The sequence below is a fragment of the Paenarthrobacter sp. YJN-5 genome (assembly GCF_015040095.1).
GTDB classification, from domain to species: Bacteria; Actinomycetota; Actinomycetes; order Actinomycetales; family Micrococcaceae; genus Arthrobacter; species Arthrobacter ureafaciens.
Genome location: NZ_CP053544.1, coordinates 113,860 through 134,332 on the forward strand (window position 1 = coordinate 113,860; position 20,473 = coordinate 134,332).

A 20,473-nucleotide genomic window follows, 5' to 3' on the forward strand; every position below is an offset into this window, starting at 1 on the left:
CAGAATAGGCTCCGATCCCTGTGACGACGGCGGGAGGTTACCTTCTGTGAGCGGCCGTCAATTTCCTTCGAGCTATTTAGACGCCCGCTTTGCCCCTACTGCTTCCCGTACTTGCGATGAACGGCCTGCTTGCTCACGCCGAGGCACAGTGCGATCGCTTCCCAGGAGAGGCCCGCCTGCCGGGCTTTCCTGACGAGGGAAGCTTCAGTGCGGCTGACTTCCTTTTGCAGTTCCGTGACTGCTTGCAACGAACAGTGTTTTTCGTCGGCTGCGTCCACGTCCCGGTAGAGACCTTCGGCGGCGGCCACCCGGCGCAGGCCGGCTCATCCCACTCCCTGCGCGGGACGTCCGGCACGATTTCCCCCAGCATGTCGGCGGTGTCTTATCGGCTCATTGACGCCGTTGCATTGCGAGCGTAGACCTGATTTAGTGCTGGCTCTTCCGTCGCCTTCCAGAGTTCAAACCTGAAGGTGATGCTCAGGCCGGGTGAGGTTAGTGGCTCAAGCGTTGCGGAAAGGGGAGCTGATCCGGTTGCCCGGTCAAGCCCCGCGAGAGCTTGAACCAGCGCAAGGAGGAAACCATGGTTATGAAGAAGAACACCGGCCAGAAACCCAATCCGGGCAAACCTCACCCCCGGTTGAGCCGGCATTTGGGTGACTGGCTCAAACGTGAGGATGCCGGTGTCACCGGCGGGACCAGCAGCTTGTTCTGGTCCCATCACGACGCTCCACGGGCGCCGGAACGTACCTGCTTGTATGGCCATGAGATGGCACCCGGCGAGAGTTCCTGCACTCACGGCCATCCCGCCGGATAACAGTCCGCGCCTCAGCACAGTTGGTCGAGGGTTTTCTGCGCGGCGAGTTCCATCTGTGAGATGTATTGATCGATGCGGCGGCCAGTGACGGGGTCGGGCGTTTCACTTGGCAGAGTGGGTAAGGCCATGGCCAGGGTGATTTGCCGGCTGCCGTCTTCGCTGGAGATGGACGAGGTGAGGTAGCCGTAGACAGAGCCGAAATGTCCGTACCGGTACGCTGATGACGAGCAAGCGTCGGGGAACCTGGTGATGCCGAGTCCGTAGTTCATGGACTTGACCGATTTCATCTCTTGCAGCGTCCCTGGCGACAACAAAGCTCCGCTGAGGAGACCACGGTAAAAGTCGTTGACGTCCTCGGTTGAGGACACCACTCCACCTGCCGGTGAGCCAGTCACGACCTCAGGTTGGGTGATCTCAAGCCGGCCGCCACCCACCGACATGTATGCCCTCAGGTTGTCCGGCGCGGCCCGATCCCTGTTGCTCAGTGATGTCCGATCAAGTCCAAGGGGCCCGAAAACGCGTTCCCGGAGTACATCGTCCAGTGGCCGGCCACGAAGCTTTTCAACCAGTTGTCCCAAGGCCAGGTAGTTGCTGTTTGAGTAGGAGAAGAAGCCCACGTTCCGCCAATCCCACGGCAGGGCGGCTGTCAGTTCCATGCCATGCTGGACGCTCACGCTCGTAGAGACCACATCCTGGGGTGGATTGGTCCGCTCAAGGGCCTTGACATAGTCAGGCATGCCCGAGGTGAGGTTCAACAGCTGGCGGACGGTGATCGGCGTCGGCGGTTTCAACCCCGCACCGAAGCTTTCGAGCATGGCGTTCACCGGGTCATCCAGAGCGATAAGGCCGTCGTCGACGAGCTGCAACGTGGCAGTGGCGACCATCGATTTCGTCACGCTGCCAATCGAGAAACGGTCCTGCGGCTGTGCCGGTTCGCGCCCATACGGGTCCCGCAGCCCAAACCCTTTGGACCACTCGCCGCCAGGCCACCGGACCTGCACGACAACAGAGCTGACACCGTCCGCAATGAATCCCTGCACGGTCTGCTCCAGCGAATCCGTTGGTTCCGCAGCGGTGGAGACCTCAGGCGCAGGCTCAGGGCCGCCTCCCGTGCAACCCATCAACAGGAGAACAACACAGACGCCAAGGACACCGCCCGGCGACTTCCGCCGATGGCCCATAGCGACGTTCTACACTCGCCTCCCAGGGAAAACAAGGGAAAATGCGTGCGGAACCACCCCCTCGCCGCCCATCCGCGTCCCCGTCCTGAGAGTGGCAGTAGTGTCAGATTGAAGTCACAGACCTGCACTGCAGGTCGTCACGAAATCAACTTTCCGGCCCTAATCCGACGCTATGTCCGACGGATTCTGACGTCAGGTTGGGGTGTGGTCAAGCCTGACGTCAGACCGCGTTGCTCTTTTGATGAATAGGCACGATGGGCTCTAATGTTGGCCCTAATCTCAGGCGGTTCGGGTGAGGACGACTTTGACTTCTTCTCCGGCGGCGGAGGCGCGGAAGGCCTCGGCGACGTTGTCGAAGGAGAACTGTGAGGTGATGAAGTCCTCGGCGGTGACGCTGCCGGCCTGGATGATGTTGATGGCTTCTTCGTAGTCTTCGGGCATGTAGGTGGCGCTGCCTTGGAGTCGTACCTGGAGGTCCTGGAGTTCGGGCAGGGCCACGGTGACGGGTTTGGCCGGGACGCCGACGACCATGACGGTGCCGCCCTTGGAGGCCAGCTTCACGGACAGGTCGATCGTGGACTGGATGGAGACGCAGTCAAAGACGACGTCGGCGCTTTCGCCCAGTTCCGTGCGGACGGCCTGGACCAGGTCGGGGCGGTCTGCTTCCAGGACGGCGTCGGCGCCCAGGCGCAGCGCACGTTCGCGTTTGCTCGGGAGCATGTCGGTGACCACGATCTTCCGCGCCCCGGCGTGCCGGGCGGCGGCCAGGACGAGCAGCCCGATGGTGCCCGCGCCGATGATGACGACGGCTTTGCCTTCGACTCCGCCGGAGAGCCGGACGGCGTGGACGGGGGTGGAGAGCGGTTCGATCAGTGCTGCCTGCAGGTCCGTCATCCCTGCCGGGATGACGTGCACCCGGTTCGCGGGGATGGTGAAGAAATCGGCCATCCCGCCCTGGTCGTAGCCGCAGCCGAAGAACCGCAGGTTTTCGCAGATATTGGACCGGCCCGTGGTGCACATCTTGCAGGTCCAGCACGGCAGCGTGGGTTCGACGGTGACGTGGTCCCCGACGCTGATACCGGTCACGGACGCGCCCACTTCCCGGACGATCCCGACTACTTCGTGGCCCGGGTTGTAGGGCAACGGAACGAATGGGTGATGCCCCGCAGCGGCGTGCGTGTCCGAGCCGCAGACCCCCGTGACCGTCGTCTCGACAAGAATCTCATGGGCCTCCGGCGCGGGCTTCGGCACGTCAGTAAGGACAATCCCCTCCGGACGGACAACAACTCGTTTCATGGTTATGGCGTTCATTTCGCTCGTTTCTAGGTTCTTGTGTGTGCGCGCTTACCGGAGTCGTGCTGTTATTTGATGGCGCCCATGGCCAGGCCTCGGACCAATTTCTTTTGTGCGGCCCATCCTGCGATGACGACCGGCAGGACCGCAAGGGTCGCCGCTGCTGAAAGCACGGCGAGGAACTGTCCGCGGCCGTCAATGAAACTGCCCAGGAAGGGTGGCGTTGTTCTGGCCACGGTCGATGTCAGGAGGCTGGCGAGGAAGTACTCGTTCCAGGCGAAGATGAAGCAGATCAATCCGGCCGCAGCGACTCCCGGGGCGACCATTGGCAGCACTACCCGGATTAGTTCTGTTCGGAAATTCGCCCCATCAATTTGTGCAGCTTCGATGATCTCCGTAGGAACCTCGCTGAGGAACGAGCGCATCATCCACACCGCCAGGGGCAGATTCATTCCTACGTACAGCATGGACAGTGCAGAAATGTTGTCCAGCAGGCCGAAGTTCTTCAGGAGCAGGTAAATCGGGATGACGGCGGCCGCAACGGGCATGAACTTCGTGGAAATGAGGAAGAACAGGGCGTCGGTCCATTTGCGGATTGGTCGCACGGACAGTCCGTACGCGGCCGGGATCGCGAGGACCATCACGATGAGGGTGGAGATCAGGCTGGCACTGAGCGAATTCGTGAAGTAGGCCGCGAAACCGCGGTCAAGCACCTTTGCGAAATTCTCAAGAGTGAGCTCTGCAAAGAGCGTCGGGGGAGTGGTGGCCGCGTCCCGTTCGGTCTTGAACGCCGTGAAAACCATCCAGGCGACGGGGAAGAAGAACCCCACGGTCACCGCCCAGGTCAGGACAGTCAGCACTACGGAACCGATTTGACGCTTGATCGGAGCCGTTCGGCGTGGTGTGTGCCCTGTGGAGTGTGCGTGGGTGGCCGCTGGCGGACGAACCCGTGTTGAGGAAGAGCTCATTACCGTATTCCTTCCGACTTGAAGATTTTGAAGAGTGTCCGTAGCGCGATGGTGGCGACCACGATGGTCACCAATACGGAGAGGACGCCATAGGCTGCGGCTTCGCCTATCTCCAGTCCGACGAATGCCCGCTCGTAGAGCAGGTAGGAAAGGGTCTTCGTGCCGCCGGTTCCGCGGGTCATGATGGCGATCGGGTCGAAGACCTGCAGAAGAAGAATTGCTCCCAAGAGGACGGAAAGTTCCACGTACTGCCTCAGGTGGGGCAGCGTGAGGGAGAAATAGGTCCTGATGGGGCCTGCGCCGTCCACGGCGGCGGCTTCGAGGATGTCGTTGGGTTGGCTCTGCAGGCCTGCCAGGAGGATGAGCATCATGAAGGGTGTGTACTGCCAGATGAGGACCATGATGATCGTTAGGACGGGGTAGTCGGTATTCCACGACACGGGTGGAATGCCGACCAGTGACAGACCCCAGTTGACCATGCCCACGTTCGAATCCAGCATGGACCATTTCCAGATCAATGCAGCGGCCGCGGGCATCATGAGGAACGGGGTGATGAGCAGCGTGCGTGCCAGTCCTTGGCCCATGAACTTGCGGTCCAGAAGGAGGGCGAGCAGCATCCCCAGCACGAGTGAGATGAACACGCTTGAAGCGACGATCAGCACGGTGGCCCACAGGGACGAGAAGAACGCACCGTTCGCGATCACGGAAACGTAGTTGTCGAAACCGACGAATTGCTGGTCTCCGGGGCGGAGGAGGTTCCACTTGCGGAACGAGTAGTAGACGGTGACCAGGAATGGGATCTGCGTGATCAGTATGGCCACGATAAGTGCTGGCCAGACCAGGGCGCGCGCCAGTCGGAGGCCCCTCCTGTCCCGGTCGGTTAGTACAATTTTCCGGCTTTTCTTCGTCGACGTAGCCGGCTTCACCATGGTGATGGACATGATCGTTTCTCTCTCGATGCGAGGATAGTGGGTTGCTGCACTGCAACGGGTGCGGTTGTGGTTCCCCGGCTCCGGCGGGGAACCACAACCGTTAGCTCATAGTGACCGGATCGATCACTATGCCTGGGTGCCGCCCAACGCTGCTTCAAGTTCGCGCAGGCGGGGCAGTGAATTGGCGTTCAGCAGTTCCTGACGCCGGGTGGCAGAGACGGCGAGGCTGTCTTTCCAGAGGGAACGGCCAGCCATGGCCCCGCCTGCACCGTTGGCGACCGCGGTCTTGACCTGACCGATGAACGTGGCGTGGTCGACCCCGGCGGAAAGCACTGCCCACGGCACGCCGGCGGCGGCGGTGGTCACGGCTGCGCAGGCCTCGGCTGAACCGGGGAACTGCAGCTTGAGGACCTTGGCCCCGCACTCGACGGACAGTTTCGCGGCACCGGCTACCAAGCCCGGGAAGGCGGCCGCGTAGTCGGTTTCAGACTCGCCCTCAAGACGGTAGGTCAGGATTTCGACGATGAGCAGAAGACCTTCGTCGGCGCAGGCCTTCACCAGATCCCGGATTTCGTCTGCGACCCTCGAGTCGGCGCCTTGCTTGTCGGGGCGCATGTACCAGAGCATCTTGGCCACGTCCCCGCCGAGGTCACGGACTCGGCGCGGTGACATCCCTTCAACGAAGCGGGTGTATTTGAGGCCGTCGACGGTTTCAAAACCGGATGCGTCCATCCCGATGACCAGGGAGGTCTCCCGGGCGAGGGTGCCGTCTTCAGCGACTCCCGGCAGGGCAACTTCCGGGTCAAGCAGGATGGCAGGGGCCGCGTTGCCCAGATAGCGTACGAGGTCCGCCTTGGCGTCGTACAGTTGCTCGGCCGTGACCGATTCCGGGCCGGCCGGTGCGTCGTTCATGACGGCCTTCATGCCGTTGCGCTGGTCCGCGGCCACGATGAGCATCTTGCCGCTGGGAGTCGAAATCCCGCTCATTGCGCGGCGTTCGAGGGTGGTGAGTTCGTTCATGGGGCTTCTCCTGATGTTTAGAGCGTTCGGGTGGGAAATTTGTGTGGGGCTACTGGTTTGGGACGCTGCGCTCACGTGGCTAATGTGCGGGCGTGTTGGTCTGCGCTACGTACTTCCGTGCCATCGGTGAGTTGATTCGGGGCGAGAGGTCTGCGATGAACCGCTCGATTTGCACCGACTGGTCAAGAAGTCCCTCGATACGGATGTGCTCGACACCTGGACGGCGCATCACGTCGGGGGAGAGGAAAGTCTCAGGCTCCTGGATCTTTTCCAGGTCACGTGCCGCCCCTCGTTTCCGTACCCGGTCCACGATCTCCAGCAGCGGCGTGTCCATCCAGGCGAGATGGACGCTCGAGGAAGGAACGCCGAGCTTCTCCACGAGGCGGTTCCAGGCTTCGGGGTAGGTCCGCTCGGAGGTAAAAGGGGCTACCAGAATGACGTTGTTGCCCAGCAGCAGGTTTTCGCGGGCCGTGTCGTAGAGGCACCCGTAGCGCACATCGTTAACGCTCGCCCTGCCAGCAGGCTCGGCCTTGGGCACGTCGACGAGGTACTCCCCTCCGGCGTACTCGAACAGGGGATTGGTCAGAGTGTCCAGATCGAGAATGGGCCACTTCAAGACGCGGGCCAACTCTCGGGCAAATGTGGTCTTGCCACTGCCGGGAACTCCACAGACCACGACGGCATCGGGGTCAAATTCAGTCACTTAGGTCATCCGTTCAATCTTGGTTTGGTCCGCTCAGCGAAGTTTTTTGGGCCAGAGCGGCGTTCAACATGACCAAATTATGGCATCGATGCCATCCGCGCAATAGAGCCATTGACATCGATGCCATTTTCCATCTAGCTTGAAGACCGTTCGCATTCGAAACAGGGAGGTTTCATCACATGCTTGGAAAAACATGGCTGCGGCCCAAACCCGCCGCAGCCGGCGCCGCTTTGCTTGGTTTGGTTGTTGCTCTCAGTGGTTGCTCGGGAGCCGGAGGCTCAGGTGGGACTGAAAAGGTCACCCTGAATCTGGCTACGGTCAGCAACCCACAGATGAAGGACATGGAGCAGCTCAAGAGCAAGTTTGAGGAGTCCCACCCGAACATCTCGGTCAACTTCATCCAGATGCAGGAGAACGACCTGCGTGATGCGGTGACGAAGGACGTGGCAACCCAGGGCGGCCAGTACGACATCGTTACCGTGGGCGCGTATGAAGTGCCGCTTTGGCAGAAGAACGGGTGGCTGACGAACCTGTCCGATTTTGCCAACAAGGATTCGTCCTACGATGTGAACGATTTCTTTGAGCCAGTTCGCACGTCAGTGTCGGTGGATGGAAACCTCTACGCGGCCCCGTTCTACGGTGAGTCTTCGATGCTGATGTACAACAAGTCGATGTTTGAAGCTGCCGGGCTGACCATGCCGGAGAAACCGACGTGGACCCAGGTCGCAGACTTGGCCAAGAAATTGAAAACCACCGATCACGCCGGCATCTGCCTTCGTGGCAAGCCAGGCTGGGGTGAGGGTATTGCCTCGCTCAACACCGTGGTGAACACTTTCGGCGGAGCCTGGTTCGATAAGGACTGGAAGGCCCAGGTCAACCAGCAGGGCTTCAAGGACGCGCTGACTTTCTTCTCCACAACGCTGAAGGAGTCCGGTCAGTCTGATCCCGTCTCATACGGCTTCACCGAGTGCCTGAACCTTTTCACCCAGGGCAAGGCTGCGATGTGGTACGACGCAACCTCCGCTGCAGGAACGGTTGAGGATCCGAAGGCCAGCACGGTCGCCGGAAAGGTCGGCTACGTTCAAGCCCCCGTCGAAAAGACGGCCCAGTCGGGCTGGCTGTGGTCCTGGAACCTTGCCATCCCTTCCACGTCCAAGAAGCAGGATGCTGCGTGGGAATTCATGAAGTGGGCGACCAACAAGGACTACGGGAAGCTGGTAGGTTCCCAGCTCGGATGGAGCAGGGTTCCGCCCGGATCCCGGGTGTCCACCTACGAGATTCCCGAATACAAGCAGGCCGCGGCGGCTTTTGCTGACATCACGAAGGATTCGATGCTGGCGGTGAACCCGAAGCAACCGGGCATTACGGCGCAGCCATACGTGGGCATCCAGTACATCACCATCCCTGAGTGGCAGGACCTGGGCAACCAGTCATCCCAGGTATTTGCCGATGTATATGCCGGCCGAACGAGCGTGGATGCTGCCCTGCAACAGGTCCAGTCCCTGGCTCAGACGGCGGGGGACGCACAAAAGTAGCCCGAACGCGAAGGCTCGCGGGCCCCGGCCTGACAACCGTGGGCCCGCACGCCGGACATGTGCCGGCGCTGGCCTCAAGGCAACGGTCATAGCACTCATCGGGTAAGCACATAGAGTTGATGCTGCAGATAATCGGCCCCGGGAGCCCCTCGCAACAGGCAGTGGCTCGGGGCAGGGGAGGCATTCAATGGTAACGATGCACGATGTGGCCGCTCACGCTGGCGTTAGTGCAAGCACCGTCTCACGTGTATTCCGGAACGAAGAGAGCGTCTCCAAGGCCACGCGAAAACGGGTCAATGACGCGATGGCCGCACTGAACTACGTGCCCAACATGATGGCCCGGACGTTCAGGGAGGGCAAGGCATCCCTTCTGGCCATTGCGGTACCCAGCATTGCCGACTCGTTCTTCGCTTCGGTCATAGAAGGTGCTGACTCGATCGCTAAAACCCACGGGCACGCGATTGCGGTAACCAGTTTGGGGGACGACCCTTCACGTGAGCGTCCAATCGTTGAGGCGCTCCTCCGCCGTCAGATCAGCAGCCTGGTTCTCGTGCCCATCGCTTCGGACCAGTCCTACCTTTCGACTTGGTTGCCGCACACTCCCGTGGTGGTCATCGACCGTGAAGCAACCGGCGCGGATGTCGACGTGTTCCTTGAAGATGACCGTGGTGGCGCCATCATGGCCGTCAACCATCTTCTCCGGCTCGGACATCAACGCATCGCTTTCCTGGGTGCAGACGACGCCGTGGCAACCACCGCCCGACGGTTCGACGGCTACCGGCACGCGATTCAGGATGCGGGCCTGTCTGTGGAGGACCAGCCGGTACTCTTCGCTGGCCCGTCGCACATCCAAGAAGGCATCGCCGGCATGTTGAGCGCCCAGGATCCGCCCACTGCCTTGTTTTCGTCCAACGCACGAACATCCGTCGTCGTTGTCCGTGCCCTGCAGGCTTTGAAAGCCCGCGGGCTGGCCATGGTCAGCTTCGGCGACTTCCCGATGGCCGATGCCCTTGACCCGTCCGTATCCGTTATTGACCAGGACCCATTCCGTTTGGGGCAAGCTGCCGCCGAACGGGCACTAAACCGCGTCGCCGACCCAGAAGGATCTTTCGAGAACCTCACAGTCTTTGACGTCAATCTCATCCCGCGTGGCTCGTCCACGCCACCGTCCAGGGCGTGATTATGAAGCTCCACGCATCCGGACCCGCATCAACCGACATTTTTACGGCGGCCTGAGACTCCCGGTGCTCAGAGCCCGGAACTGAAAGGACCCCGCTGGTGACCCACGGACTGAATGGACGCTCGATCCTCGTAACAGGAGCAGGGGGAGGAATCGGCGGCCAGATTGTGGCCCAGCTGGTCCAGGCAGGGGCGGAGGTCATCGCTGCCGGACAATCGCCAGCAGAAATAGAGGAAGTCTGCCGCCTCCACAACATCCGGGGTATTGCCTTCGACGTCGCCGACGAAGACGGCGTCCGTGAGGCCCTCGGCGGGCTGGACCTCTGGGGCCTGGTCAATTGCGCAGGATATGGCGGCCAAGTCGCGCCGCTGACTTCTGCCAGCACCGATATGTTTGACCGGGTCATGGCCGCCAACGCCCGCGGAACGCTGCTCACGACCAAATACGCAGCGCAATCAATGATTGAAGCCGGCAGGGGAGGGGCCATCGTGAACGTTTCCAGCCAGGCAGCACTGGTTGCTCTGGACGGTCACATCTCCTACGGCGCCTCCAAAGCAGCAGTCGACAGCATCACCCGCGTCGCAGCACTGGAACTCGGGCGGCACAACATCCGGGTCAACAGCGTCAATCCGACCGTCGTCATGACCAAAATGTCGGCATCCTACTGGGCCCGCCCGGAGATCGCAGACCCCTTCCTGGCAGCCATGCCACTGGGGCGCTGGGCCACAGAACCCGAAATCGCCGCCCCCGTTGTCTTCCTCCTCAGCGAAGGCGCCTCAATGATCACCGGAGTCTCCCTTCCCGTCGACGGCGGATACACGATCCGCTGACACGGGAGCGCAAAGGAGCGCCGACCGGGCCTCGGCATCCGACGCCGATCGGGCGCCCACGGCTCCGCCAAGCCCGCAGCAATGCGTTCTCGCGCCGTCTCTTTAAGGCACCACGCCCGCACCGCCCCGGACGACGGCCAAGGAACCGGGGCCATCCAACGGCACCGGAAACAGCTGCCCGCTCCGGCACGACTCCCGCTCGATCAATTGGACCGGAAGAACATTCTTCCGCCGATACCGTCGGGCGGGATTCGCGATCCTGGCGAACGCGCGTTCAGCAGCCACGCGGCCGACATGCTTCGGGTTCTGATCAATCACAGACACTGACGGCTGTAAGACAGCGGCCATGGGGAAGTCCCCGAAGCTGACCAACGCGATATCGGACCGGTTCACCGACCGAAGCGCCGGAAATACCCCCACGGAGAACCGCGAATTCGAAGAGAAGATCGCCGTCGGTGGATTCTGCAGGCCCAACAGGTCCAACGAGGCCTGCGCTGCCGCATCAGCATTCCTGGAACCGAGAGCGATGATGGCCTCGTCCGTTTCGATGCCCTCCTGGGCATGGGCTGCCCGGTAGCCCTCCAGACGCAGCCTGGTGGTCGGAATGTCCGTGGAGTCAGCCACGAAGGCGATACGACGGTGCCCGTGTCCAATCAGATGCCGGGTCGCGTCGAAGCCTCCGCCAAAATCGTCCTCAACGAAATAGTCAGCACTCAGCTTCATGGGTGCCCGGTCGATGAAAACGATCGGCAAGTTGTCCTGCAAATGGGACAGGTAGGACTGGTCGGCGGCAATCGGTGCGATGATCAGTGCCCCCACCTGCTGCCGCAGGGTTGTCTCGATAATGCTTCGCTCCAGCGAGGGATCATCTCCGAGGCTGGTCACCACAATGGCCATGTCCCGCTCACGGGCAGCCATCTCGATTTCCTTGGCGACCGCAGCGAAGAACGGGTCGGCGACGTCGGGTACAGCGATGCCGATGACCGTTGGACGGCCCTGCCGGAAAGTGCGGGCCAACATGTTGGGCACGTACTTCAGATCCTGGATGGCCGACTTTACGCGCCGCCGCGTCTCTTCCGTGACGTGTGGATCGTCATTGAAGACGCGCGAAACCGTCTTGGCGCTGACCCCCGCCCGTTTAGCCACATCATGCATGGTGGTCACCTGTCACCCCTTACCTTCAGCGGACGCGTCACGCTCTGACTGCCCGGGTTTTCAAGCCGTCACCACACCGCTTTTGTCATCGGTGACATTCTTCTTTACAAGCCATACTCCCGCATGATCTAGGGATTTTCAAGAAAATCATGTCACCGATGACAAGAAAAGTTCCGCTCCTTGTTGACACCGATGACATAGTGGCGCAAGATTGCTGTTAGTCAGGTCACAGGGACACCTCGTAGCAGGGGCCTGGACCGGAAACCTGCAGTTGATTTTGGCAACGCTTCAACGGTGTAGCAGTAGAGCTTCTTCACCGTGGCATGACCGACGGAGGAAAAAGTGATGAACACCGCCAAGGATGGGAATGCCGTTCCCGCCGAGGGTGCTGAGCCGATCAGCTGCACGATCGAGGAACTCATCGAGCGTGCCCGTAGTCTCGCGGAGGGTTCGCGGCGAATCCTGGGAATCACCGGCGCTCCCGGAGCGGGCAAGTCCACGGTGGCTGAAGCCGTTGCTGAAGCTTTGGGCACACAGGCAGCACGCGTTGGCATGGACGCGTTCCACCTGGCCAACACGGTGCTGGCAGAGCACGGCTCCCGGGACCGCAAGGGAGCCCCTGACACCTTTGATTCCTGGGGCTATGCCAACCTGCTGCGCAGGCTCAAGGACAACGACGAGCCGGTGGTCTACGCCCCGGTGTTCGACCGCAGCCTGGAGGAATCCATTGGCAGCGCAATCCCGGTTGAACGTGCTGTTCCCTTGGTCATCACCGAAGGAAACTACCTGCTTCTGGACACCGACGGGTGGTCCGCGTGCCGGGAGCTGATCGACGAGGTCTGGTATCTGGAAGTGGCCGAATCAGAGCGCCAGGTCAGACTCGTCCGACGCCACGAGGCCTTCGGCAAGCCGCACGACGAAGCCGAGGCATGGGCTCTGGGCAGCGATCAGCGAAATGCCGACGTCGTCGACGCCACCCGCGAACGAGCGGACCTCGTGGTCGCGCTGACCGGCCACCCAAAGCCTGCCTCCTACGCCCAGGCCTGACAAAGAGGAAGTACCCAGTGACAACACAACGACGTGTCTCCGGCCAGCAGGCCGGGACCGAGACAACCGTCCCGTACCAGCTGACAGGTGTTACACCATGACAACAATCCCCGTTCTTGAAGCCCGCGGCCTGACCCGCAGTTTCGGCAACGTGCGCGCCCTCGACGGCGCTGACTTCGACGTCCACGCCGGCGAAGTCGTTGCCCTCATCGGCGACAACGGCGCCGGCAAGTCAACGCTCGTGAAGGCTTTGTCCGGAAACCTGGCCCTGGATTCCGGCAAGATTCTCTTTGCCGGCGGCGAAGTTGAGCTCACTTCACCCACCCACGCCAGCAGCCTCGGCATCGAAACCGTCTATCAGGACCTGGCTTTGGCGCCGCACCTGAACGCCGCCCAGAACATGTTCCTCGGCCGGGAGATCGCCAAACCGGGCTTCCAAGGCCGGCTCGGATTCATGGACAACAAGACGATGCGCACCAAGTCACGGGAGGCCTTCGACGAACTGGGTGCGACCGTTCGCAGCCTTTCGGATCCTGTTGGCAGCATGTCCGGCGGCCAGAAGCAGGCAATTGCCATCGCCCGCGCCGTGGCCTGGGCGAAGGGCGTGATCTTCCTGGACGAACCGACCGCCGCCCTGGGCGTCGTGCAGACCAAGAACGTCCTCGAAACAATCCGCCGGGTCCGGGACAAGGGCGTAGGCGTTGTCTTCATCAGCCACTCGATGCCCCACGTCATCGAAGTAGCCGACCGTGTCCAGGTGCTCCGGCTCGGCCGCCGCGTCGCCACCTACGAGGCAAAGAAAACATCCGTGGAAGAACTAGTCGGCGCGATGACCGGCGCACTTGATGGAGCACACTCATGACCACCACCGAAGCCACACCACGCACGGCCGGAACAGGCAGCGTTTTGTCCCGCACCCACTCCCTGCGCCAAATCCTGCAGGTCCAGTCATTCCAGATCCTGCTCGTCCTGCTGGTCATCTTCCTGGTCTTCGCAGCCCTGGCACCAGAAATCTTTCCGACCTGGGGCAACGTCCGCCAGATCATCCAGAACGTCTCCATCCTCGGTGTCCTGGGCATCGGCATGACCTTCGTTATCGTCACCTCAGGCATCGACCTTTCCGTCGGATCCGTGCTGGTCTTCTCCGGAGTGGTCGCCGCGAAGGTCATGCAGGCCATGGGAGGCGGGGGATGGGGTACCGCAGTGATCGGGATCCTGGTCTCAATCGCCTGCGGCCTGGCTTGGGGCCTGCTCAACGGCGTCTTGATTGCCAAGGCAAAAGTCCCGCCGCTGATCGTTACCCTCGGCACTTTGGGCGGCGCCCTGGGCCTGGCACAGGTCATCACAGGGGGCGTCGACATCCGCGACGTACCCGCAGTCCTGCAGGACACCATCGGATACGGCAACGTTCCCGGCACCACCCTCCCCACGATCTCCGTCATAGCGATGATCCTCATCGTGATCTTCGGCGTAGTGCTCCACCGCACACGGTTCGGCCTGTACACGTTCGCTGTTGGGTCCAATGAGGAATCTGCCCGACGGGTCGGCGTCAAGGTCGATCGCCAGCTGATTTCCACCTACGCCCTGTCAGGCGCCTTGGCCGGTACTGCCGGCATTCTGTCACTGTCCCAGTACGGCACGACCGCCATCGCTGGCCAGTCCGCTACCAACTTGAACGTCATCGCCGCCGTCGTTATCGGTGGAACGTCGCTCTTCGGTGGCGTCGGCACGATCTTCGGAACCGTGATCGGCTTGTTCATCCCTGCAGTGCTGCAAAACGGATTCGTGATTGTCGGCGTCCAGCCCTTCTGGCAGCAGGTTGCCGTAGGCGCGGTCCTGATCGCAGCGGTCTACGTCGACCAGAGGCGGCGGGCGGCCGCAGCACGAGGTCACGCAGCCAAGGATGAAAGCAAAAAGAAGACCCTCTTCGGTTGGCGAACCAAATAGTCCGCTCCGCCGCATCAGACATCACGTATTAGGAGCAAGATCATGAAACTGTTCAGCCCACAGCTGACCCTGGCGGCGGCCGGAATCCTCGCCGTGGCTTCCCTCACTGGCTGCGCAGGAGGGTCCACCGGCGGATCCGGGACCTCCCAACCCAAACTGGCCTTCATCCAGGGGGTAGCCGGTGACGAGTTCTACGTCAGCATGCAGTGCGGCATCGAGTCCGCCGCCAAGGCTGCCGGGGCCACCGTGAACACCCAGGGTCCGGCGAAGTTCGACCCCACCCTTCAGAAGCCCATCGTTGACTCGGTCGTCGCATCCCGCCCGGACGCGATACTCGTCGCACCCACGGACGTCGCAGCGATGCAGGCACCTCTGAAAGCGGCCGCGGCGGCAGGCATCAAGATCGTCCTGGTCGACACCACCACCCAGGACCCCTCGTTTGCCTCCTCGGCGGTTTCTTCCGATAACAAGGGCGGCGGGCAGGAAGCCTTCAAGGCCATCAAGGCGCTGAACCCCAATGGGGGCAAGGTCCTGGTGATCTCCACCGACCCCGGCGTGTCGACCATCGATGCACGCGTCGCCGGCTTCGAAGAAGGCGCCAAGGCCGATTCCTCGTTCAAGTACCTCGGTGTGCAGTACAGCCACAACGACCCCGCTGAAGCGGCCAAACTCGTTTCGGCGGCCCTTGCCAAGGATCCCGACATCGTGGGCGTGTTCGCGCCCAACACCTTCTCGGCCGAAGGAACCGCAACCGGTATCCGCCAGGCCGGCAAGCAGAACCAGGTCAAGATCGTCGGCTTTGACGCCGGACCCGCCCAGGTCAAGCAGCTCAAGGAAGGTGTGGTGCAGGCCCTGATCGCCCAGGAACCGGCATCGATCGGAACCCAGGGTGTGGAGCAGGCCATCAAGGCCATCAAGGGAGAGTCCACCCAGAAGGACATCCAAACAGGTTTCAAGCAGATCACAGCGGACAACATCAATGGTGAAGGCGCCCAGTACGTCTACAAGTCCTCCTGCTAACAAGCCGGCCGGTGCTGTTGTCGATCCCCCAAACGCCAACAGCACCGGTCTTACCACCCCAGACCGAAGAGAAATGATCATGACGTCCCTGAATGACACGGCCCTGCCTGCGCTGGCCGACAAACTCCCCATTCCCACCTATGACCGGAGCGCGGTCAGGACCGGCATCGTTCATTTCGGCGTCGGAGGCTTCCACCGCTCACACGAGGCCATGTTCATCGACAGGCTCCTGAACCTGGGCAACTCCCAGGACTGGGGAATCTGCGGTGTCGGTGTCCTTCCCTCGGACATGCACATGCGCGATGTCCTCAAAGACCAGGACGGCCTCTATACCCTGGTGCTCAAGAGCCCCGAAGGCGGCGAAGAAGCCAGGATCATCGGATCCATCACGGAATACCTCTACGCCCCCGACAACCCCTCCACGGTCATCGGAAAACTCGCCGACCCCGCGACCCGGATCGTGTCGCTCTCGGTCACCGAGGGCGGCTACAGCATCAACGACGCCACCGGGGAATTCGAACCGCGGGCCTTGGACATCCTTCACGACCTGAAGCCCAACACCGTTCCATACTCCGTCTTCGGACTCATCACTGCCGCCCTCGCGCAGCGGCGCGAGCAGGGAACAGCACCGTTCACCGTCATGTCCTGCGACAACATCCAAGGCAACGGCAACATCGCCCGGAAGGCACTGGTCTCATTCGCCCGGCTCAAGGATGCCGATCTTGCCGCGTGGATTGATGACAACGTGGCCTTCCCCAATTCCATGGTTGACCGCATCACCCCTGTCACCACCGACGCCGACCGCGCTTCCGTCACCGACAACTACGGAGTCCAGGACGCCTGGCCCGTCGTCGCCGAACCTTTCGAGCAGTGGGTTCTGGAAGATTCCTTCACCACCGGACGCCCCCGGTTCGAGGACGTCGGTGTGCAGATCGTGGACGATGTCGAACCCTACGAACTCATGAAGCTGCGCCTGCTCAACGCCAGCCACCAGGTCATGAGCTACCTCGGCTACCTCTCGGGCTACCGGTATGTCCACGAGGTCTGCAGCGACCCGCTGTTCACCGACTTCATTCTGGGCTTCATGGAAAGCGAAGCCACACCCACACTGCGCCCTGTCCCAGGCATCGACCTGGACGCCTACCGGCACGAACTCATCCGCCGCTTCTCCAACCCCGCGATCAAAGACACCCTCGCCCGTCAAATGGTCGACGCCTCCGAACGCATCCCCAAGTTCGTCCTCCCGGTAGTGCGCGAACAGCTCGATCTGGGCGGCCCGGTTGAGCAGGCCGCACTCGTGGTCGCAGCCTGGGCACGGTTCCTGGACGGAACCGACGAACAAGGTCAGGAGATCGAGATTGTCGACCGACGCCTCGGCGAACTCCGCACAGCTGTCTCCGCCGCCACAGAGGACCCCGCGGCTTTCCTTGGACAGACCGGCATCTTTGGCGACCTTGGCACCAACCCCAGATTCGTCAGCGCATATCTGCACGCCCGCGAAACCCTGCAACAGTCCGGGGCACGCGGCGCCGTGCAGTCCCTCATCGCCCAAACCTCACCTGTCAGGAGAACTTCATGACCGACTCACCCACAGCGGCACTCTCACGCGAAGGCGTGAGCATCTGGCTCGATGACCTTTCCCGCCTCCTCATCAGTTCGGGAGACCTGGAGAAACTGATCCAGGACCGGAACGTCGTCGGCGTGACCACCAACCCAACGATCTTCGCAGCGGCATTGTCCAAAGCCCACGCCTACGAAGAGCAACTCGGACAACTCGCGGACGCCGGCGCAGCGCCCGTGGATGCCATCTTTGACCTGACCACAGAGGATGTCCGCCGCGCAGCGGACCTGCTGGCACCCGTTTACGAGGCCAGCGGCGGGTTTGATGGCAGGGTTTCCTTGGAAGTCGAACCCCGCCTGGCCTATGACACCGCCGGAACCACCGCGGAAGCCGAAAAACTGTGGGCAGCCATTGACCGCCCCAACGCCATGGTCAAGATCCCTGCCACGGACGAAGGGCTGGCCGCGATCACCGAAGCGATCGCCGCCGGCATCAGCATCAATGTCACCCTGATCTTCAGCCTCGAACGCTACCGCAAGGTCATCGACGCGTACCTGGCCGGTCTGGAACGGGCACAGCTGGCCGGAATCGGCCTGTCCACCATCCATTCGGTCGCGTCCTTCTTCGTTTCCCGCGTCGACGCCGAGATCGATAAGCGGCTTGACCTTATCGGAAGCGAGGAGGCAACCGTGCTCAAGGGCAAGGCCGGCATCGCCAACGCCCGGCTGGCCTATGAAATCTACGAAGAGGCCTTCACCTCCGAACGGGCGAAGCGGCTCCTTGACGCCGGCGCCAACGCGCAGCGCCCCCTCTGGGCATCCACCGGAGTCAAAGACCCGGCCCTGCCCGACACCGCGTATGTCGTTGAACTGGTCGCCAACGGCGTCGTGAACACCATGCCCCACAAAACCCTGGACGCAGTCCACGACCATGGACAGTTCCGCGGAGACACCGTCACCGGCGCCTACACAGACGCCCACAAGACCCTCGAAGCACTCGAGGCGCTGGGCATCAGCTACCAGGAAGTGACAGCACAACTCGAACAAGAAGGCGTCCAGAAATTCAACGCCTCCTGGGACGAGCTCGTCGAAACCGTCACCACAGCACTGGACCACAGCCGGACGGCGCAGGCGAACGCCTGACGCCTCCGCCGGCCCAGCCAACACACCACAAAGAACGAACAGAAAGTAATACCATGACTGATCTCAACGGCCGCACCATCCTCGTCACCGGAGCCAGCGGAGGCATTGGTGCGGCCACCGTCAGGCAACTCACCGCGGCCGGGGCCAAGGTCATCGCCAGCGCACGCAAACTCGAAACGTTGACCGAGCTCTGCGAAGAAACCGGCGCCCAGCCGCTGACCTTCGACCTGACGTCCGAGGAAAGCATCAAGGACGCCATCGAAGGCCTGGACCTGTGGGGGGTCGTGAACTGCGGCGGCTACGGCGGCGAAATCGCAACCCCGCAGGAGACCGACATCGATGTCTTCGACAAGGTCATCAGCATCAACGCCCGCGGCGCGCTCCTGGTCATCAAGTACGCCGTTCCCTCCATGATCAGGCAGGGCAACGGCGGTGCCATCGTCAACGTTTCCAGCCAGGCCAGCCTCGTGGCCCTGACGGGACACATTTCCTACGGATCCTCCAAGGCCGCCCTGGACAACATCACCCGCGTATCGGCGCTGGAGCTGGGCAAGCACAACATCCGTGTCAACAGTGTCAACCCGACCGTGGTCATGACCCCGATGTCAGCCTGGTACTGGGGACGCCCCGACATCCAGGGCCCCTTCCTGGAACAGATGCCCCTGGGCCGCTGGGCGACCGTTGACGACATCGCCGCACCCATCGTGTTCCTGCTCAGCGACGCCGCCGCCATGATCACCGGCGTTTCCCTGCCCATCGACGGTGGCTACAGCAGCCGCTAAATGCCTGTGGGTGCCATGAACGCATGGACACCCCCACAAATTCACTGCCCGGTCCGCTGAGTACAGCGCACCGGGCAGTGCCATACTCCCAACGAACAAGGAGAATGCAGATGAACCGGGCGAAGTGCCTCGTCGACGGACAGGAATGGGCCGCCGAGGAATTCAGCCGACAAGACCTCCAGTGGCAGAAACCACGACGAAAATCGTTCGTCTGCCTGGCATGCAACGCCCCGGCAGTCTACCGCGCGGGTGCACAACGGAGACCATCGTTCGCCGCCCAGCACACCGCCGACTGTGCGCTCAAAGCCGTTGCAGGCTGGAGCGCCTTCAAATTCCTCCAATAGAAACCGTGCCAGCCACCGAGCCCTCCCGGGCCGGCTGCAGTGAGGCAGCAACCACTAAAACCCTGCGCAACAGGTTACGTCTGCGGCGGGGGAGCCGCAGGTCGATGCCCCATCAAGTCCTCGATACGGGGCCACTGGCACGACGATGAAGATCCCCGGTCCAGCCGATCATCCGGCATTGAAGCGATCAAGACCCATCTCACCGGCCTTACCCGCCCGATAGGGGCCCTTCGATGACCCTGGACCTGGCCGATACCAGAGACACATCAGCAGACGCGATCCGCCGCTGCGTCGGCACCGTTCACGCAGACGCAGGCCTGGGTTCGAGCGACTGTGTGGTGACAAGCGTCAGTGCACCGTCGACGCTCCGAAATTCCAGACCTTCAAGGCTGTCGACGACCGCATCAGCCCTCAGATCGTCAGCCGCGTGAGTGCCGGTAACTGCCAGGACACGGCACCCGGCCGCCCGCGCTGCAGCAATACCGGCCGGCGCGTCCTCGACAACCAGACAGCGGGCAGGGTCCACACCCAGCCCTTCCGCAGCCTTCAGGAAAGGTTCAGGTGCCGGCTTCCCGGCGCTGACATCATCGTAGGAGACAACCAGCCGGGGCGCCTGAAGGCCAGCCGCCTTGATACGCACATCAGCCAGCGAGGCCGTGCAGGAAGTGGCAATCGCTGCCTTGCCCGCCGGGATGGAGGACAACAGAGTTTGTGCCCCCGGCAGAGGCACGATGTCATGCGTGTCTCGGTGTTCCAAGTCAAGAACGCGCTGCAGAGAGTCTGAAAACCGTTCCTCTCCAACCAGCGCCAGCACAATCTCGGGGGCCGGCATGCCGTGCATACGCTCTCTGAACTCTGGGTCGAGGTTCTCTTCGGCGGCCCATGTCAGCCAGGACCGGACGACGGCGGGTGTAGAGTCGACGAGCGTACCGTCAAGATCGAAGAGAACAGCATCGAAGGTGAGCTCGCGGAGCGCGTCCACGCCGTGGGGGGCAGCGGCATGTGTCGAGGGCATGGGG

Annotated in this window: 21 protein-coding genes; 12 read left to right on the plus strand and 9 right to left on the minus strand. The window is 62.1% G+C overall.

Annotated features, from left to right (window positions below; genetic code table 11):
- Window positions 1-95: 95 nt before the first annotated feature.
- A complete protein-coding gene (locus HMI59_RS00540; protein WP_193592478.1) occupies window positions 96-308 on the minus strand; it encodes an AsnC family protein in 213 nt (70 codons plus the stop codon).
- 272 nt (window positions 309-580) lie between these two features.
- Between HMI59_RS00540 and HMI59_RS00545 the strand changes: the two genes are divergently transcribed.
- Entirely contained in the window at window positions 581-814 is a 234-nt protein-coding gene (locus tag HMI59_RS00545) for a hypothetical protein (RefSeq protein ID WP_193592479.1), read from the plus strand.
- An 11-nt stretch (window positions 815-825) separates the two neighbouring features.
- On the opposite strand, the gene HMI59_RS00550 is transcribed toward HMI59_RS00545, so the two are convergent.
- From HMI59_RS00550 to HMI59_RS00575, 6 genes are all read right to left on the minus strand, one after another.
- Window positions 826-1,995, minus strand: a complete 1,170-nt coding sequence (locus HMI59_RS00550) for a serine hydrolase (protein ID WP_193592480.1) — start codon at window positions 1,993-1,995, stop codon at window positions 826-828.
- A 279-nt stretch (window positions 1,996-2,274) separates the two neighbouring features.
- Window positions 2,275-3,306 carry a zinc-binding dehydrogenase gene (locus tag HMI59_RS00555; protein WP_227471484.1) on the minus strand — a complete coding sequence of 344 codons (1,032 nt, stop codon included), beginning with the start codon at window positions 3,304-3,306 and terminating at the stop codon, window positions 2,275-2,277.
- Between the two features lie 50 nt (window positions 3,307-3,356).
- Window positions 3,357-4,256 carry a carbohydrate ABC transporter permease gene (locus HMI59_RS00560; protein ID WP_193592481.1) on the minus strand — a complete coding sequence of 300 codons (900 nt, stop codon included), beginning with the start codon at window positions 4,254-4,256 and terminating at the stop codon, window positions 3,357-3,359.
- Window positions 4,256-5,077, minus strand: a complete 822-nt coding sequence (locus HMI59_RS00565) for a carbohydrate ABC transporter permease (protein WP_227471485.1) — start codon at window positions 5,075-5,077, stop codon at window positions 4,256-4,258. The genes HMI59_RS00560 and HMI59_RS00565 overlap by 1 nt, the downstream gene beginning before the upstream one ends.
- Window positions 5,078-5,314: 237 nt before the next feature.
- On the minus strand, window positions 5,315-6,208 hold the full coding sequence (locus HMI59_RS00570; RefSeq protein WP_193592483.1) for a tagatose-bisphosphate aldolase: 894 nt from the start codon (window positions 6,206-6,208) through the stop codon (window positions 5,315-5,317).
- 79 nt (window positions 6,209-6,287) lie between these two features.
- A complete protein-coding gene (locus HMI59_RS00575) occupies window positions 6,288-6,911 on the minus strand; it encodes an ATP-binding protein (protein ID WP_193592484.1) in 624 nt (207 codons plus the stop codon).
- A 179-nt stretch (window positions 6,912-7,090) separates the two neighbouring features.
- On the opposite strand from HMI59_RS00575, the gene HMI59_RS00580 reads away from it, so the two are divergent.
- The 3 genes from HMI59_RS00580 to HMI59_RS00590 all read left to right on the plus strand — a co-directional run bounded on the left by HMI59_RS00580 (window position 7,091) and on the right by HMI59_RS00590 (window position 10,456).
- Complete coding sequence (locus HMI59_RS00580) at window positions 7,091-8,446, plus strand: sugar ABC transporter substrate-binding protein (RefSeq protein WP_193592485.1); 1,356 nt, start codon at window positions 7,091-7,093, stop codon at window positions 8,444-8,446.
- A 196-nt stretch (window positions 8,447-8,642) separates the two neighbouring features.
- Window positions 8,643-9,626 (plus strand): LacI family DNA-binding transcriptional regulator, encoded by a 984-nt coding sequence (locus HMI59_RS00585; protein WP_227471654.1) that lies wholly within the window; start codon window positions 8,643-8,645, stop codon window positions 9,624-9,626.
- Between the two features lie 98 nt (window positions 9,627-9,724).
- On the plus strand, window positions 9,725-10,456 hold the full coding sequence (locus HMI59_RS00590) for an SDR family oxidoreductase (protein ID WP_227471486.1): 732 nt from the start codon (window positions 9,725-9,727) through the stop codon (window positions 10,454-10,456).
- A gap of 102 nt (window positions 10,457-10,558) precedes the next feature.
- On the opposite strand, the gene HMI59_RS00595 is transcribed toward HMI59_RS00590, so the two are convergent.
- On the minus strand, window positions 10,559-11,611 hold the full coding sequence (locus HMI59_RS00595; RefSeq protein ID WP_227471655.1) for a LacI family DNA-binding transcriptional regulator: 1,053 nt from the start codon (window positions 11,609-11,611) through the stop codon (window positions 10,559-10,561).
- A 345-nt stretch (window positions 11,612-11,956) separates the two neighbouring features.
- On the opposite strand from HMI59_RS00595, the gene HMI59_RS00600 reads away from it, so the two are divergent.
- The 8 genes from HMI59_RS00600 to HMI59_RS00635 all read left to right on the plus strand — a co-directional run bounded on the left by HMI59_RS00600 (window position 11,957) and on the right by HMI59_RS00635 (window position 19,454).
- Window positions 11,957-12,658, plus strand: coding sequence for a nucleoside/nucleotide kinase family protein (locus tag HMI59_RS00600; protein ID WP_193592488.1), 702 nt, complete (start codon window positions 11,957-11,959; stop codon window positions 12,656-12,658).
- Between the two features lie 97 nt (window positions 12,659-12,755).
- Complete coding sequence (locus HMI59_RS00605) at window positions 12,756-13,520, plus strand: ATP-binding cassette domain-containing protein (RefSeq protein ID WP_193592489.1); 765 nt, start codon at window positions 12,756-12,758, stop codon at window positions 13,518-13,520.
- Complete coding sequence (locus HMI59_RS00610) at window positions 13,517-14,605, plus strand: ABC transporter permease (RefSeq protein WP_193592490.1); 1,089 nt, start codon at window positions 13,517-13,519, stop codon at window positions 14,603-14,605. Before HMI59_RS00605 ends, HMI59_RS00610 begins: the two co-directional genes overlap by 4 nt.
- A 42-nt stretch (window positions 14,606-14,647) precedes the next feature.
- The gene (locus HMI59_RS00615) at window positions 14,648-15,625 is read left to right on the plus strand and encodes an ABC transporter substrate-binding protein (RefSeq protein ID WP_193592491.1); all 978 of its coding nucleotides are present in this window, start codon (window positions 14,648-14,650) and stop codon (window positions 15,623-15,625) included.
- 79 nt (window positions 15,626-15,704) lie between these two features.
- Complete coding sequence (locus HMI59_RS00620) at window positions 15,705-17,204, plus strand: mannitol dehydrogenase family protein (protein WP_193592492.1); 1,500 nt, start codon at window positions 15,705-15,707, stop codon at window positions 17,202-17,204.
- Window positions 17,201-18,328 carry a transaldolase gene (gene tal, locus HMI59_RS00625; RefSeq protein ID WP_193592493.1) on the plus strand — a complete coding sequence of 376 codons (1,128 nt, stop codon included), beginning with the start codon at window positions 17,201-17,203 and terminating at the stop codon, window positions 18,326-18,328. The genes HMI59_RS00620 and tal overlap by 4 nt, the downstream gene beginning before the upstream one ends.
- A 53-nt stretch (window positions 18,329-18,381) precedes the next feature.
- Window positions 18,382-19,110, plus strand: a complete 729-nt coding sequence (locus tag HMI59_RS00630) for an SDR family oxidoreductase (RefSeq protein ID WP_193592494.1) — start codon at window positions 18,382-18,384, stop codon at window positions 19,108-19,110.
- Window positions 19,111-19,220: 110 nt separating this feature from the next.
- A complete protein-coding gene (locus HMI59_RS00635; protein ID WP_193592495.1) occupies window positions 19,221-19,454 on the plus strand; it encodes a competence protein CoiA family protein in 234 nt (77 codons plus the stop codon).
- 301 nt (window positions 19,455-19,755) lie between these two features.
- Here the strand turns inward: HMI59_RS00635 and HMI59_RS00640 are convergent, their stop codons facing one another.
- Window positions 19,756-20,469 (minus strand): HAD-IA family hydrolase, encoded by a 714-nt coding sequence (locus HMI59_RS00640; RefSeq protein WP_193592496.1) that lies wholly within the window; start codon window positions 20,467-20,469, stop codon window positions 19,756-19,758.
- Between the last annotated feature and the right edge of the window lie 4 nt (window positions 20,470-20,473).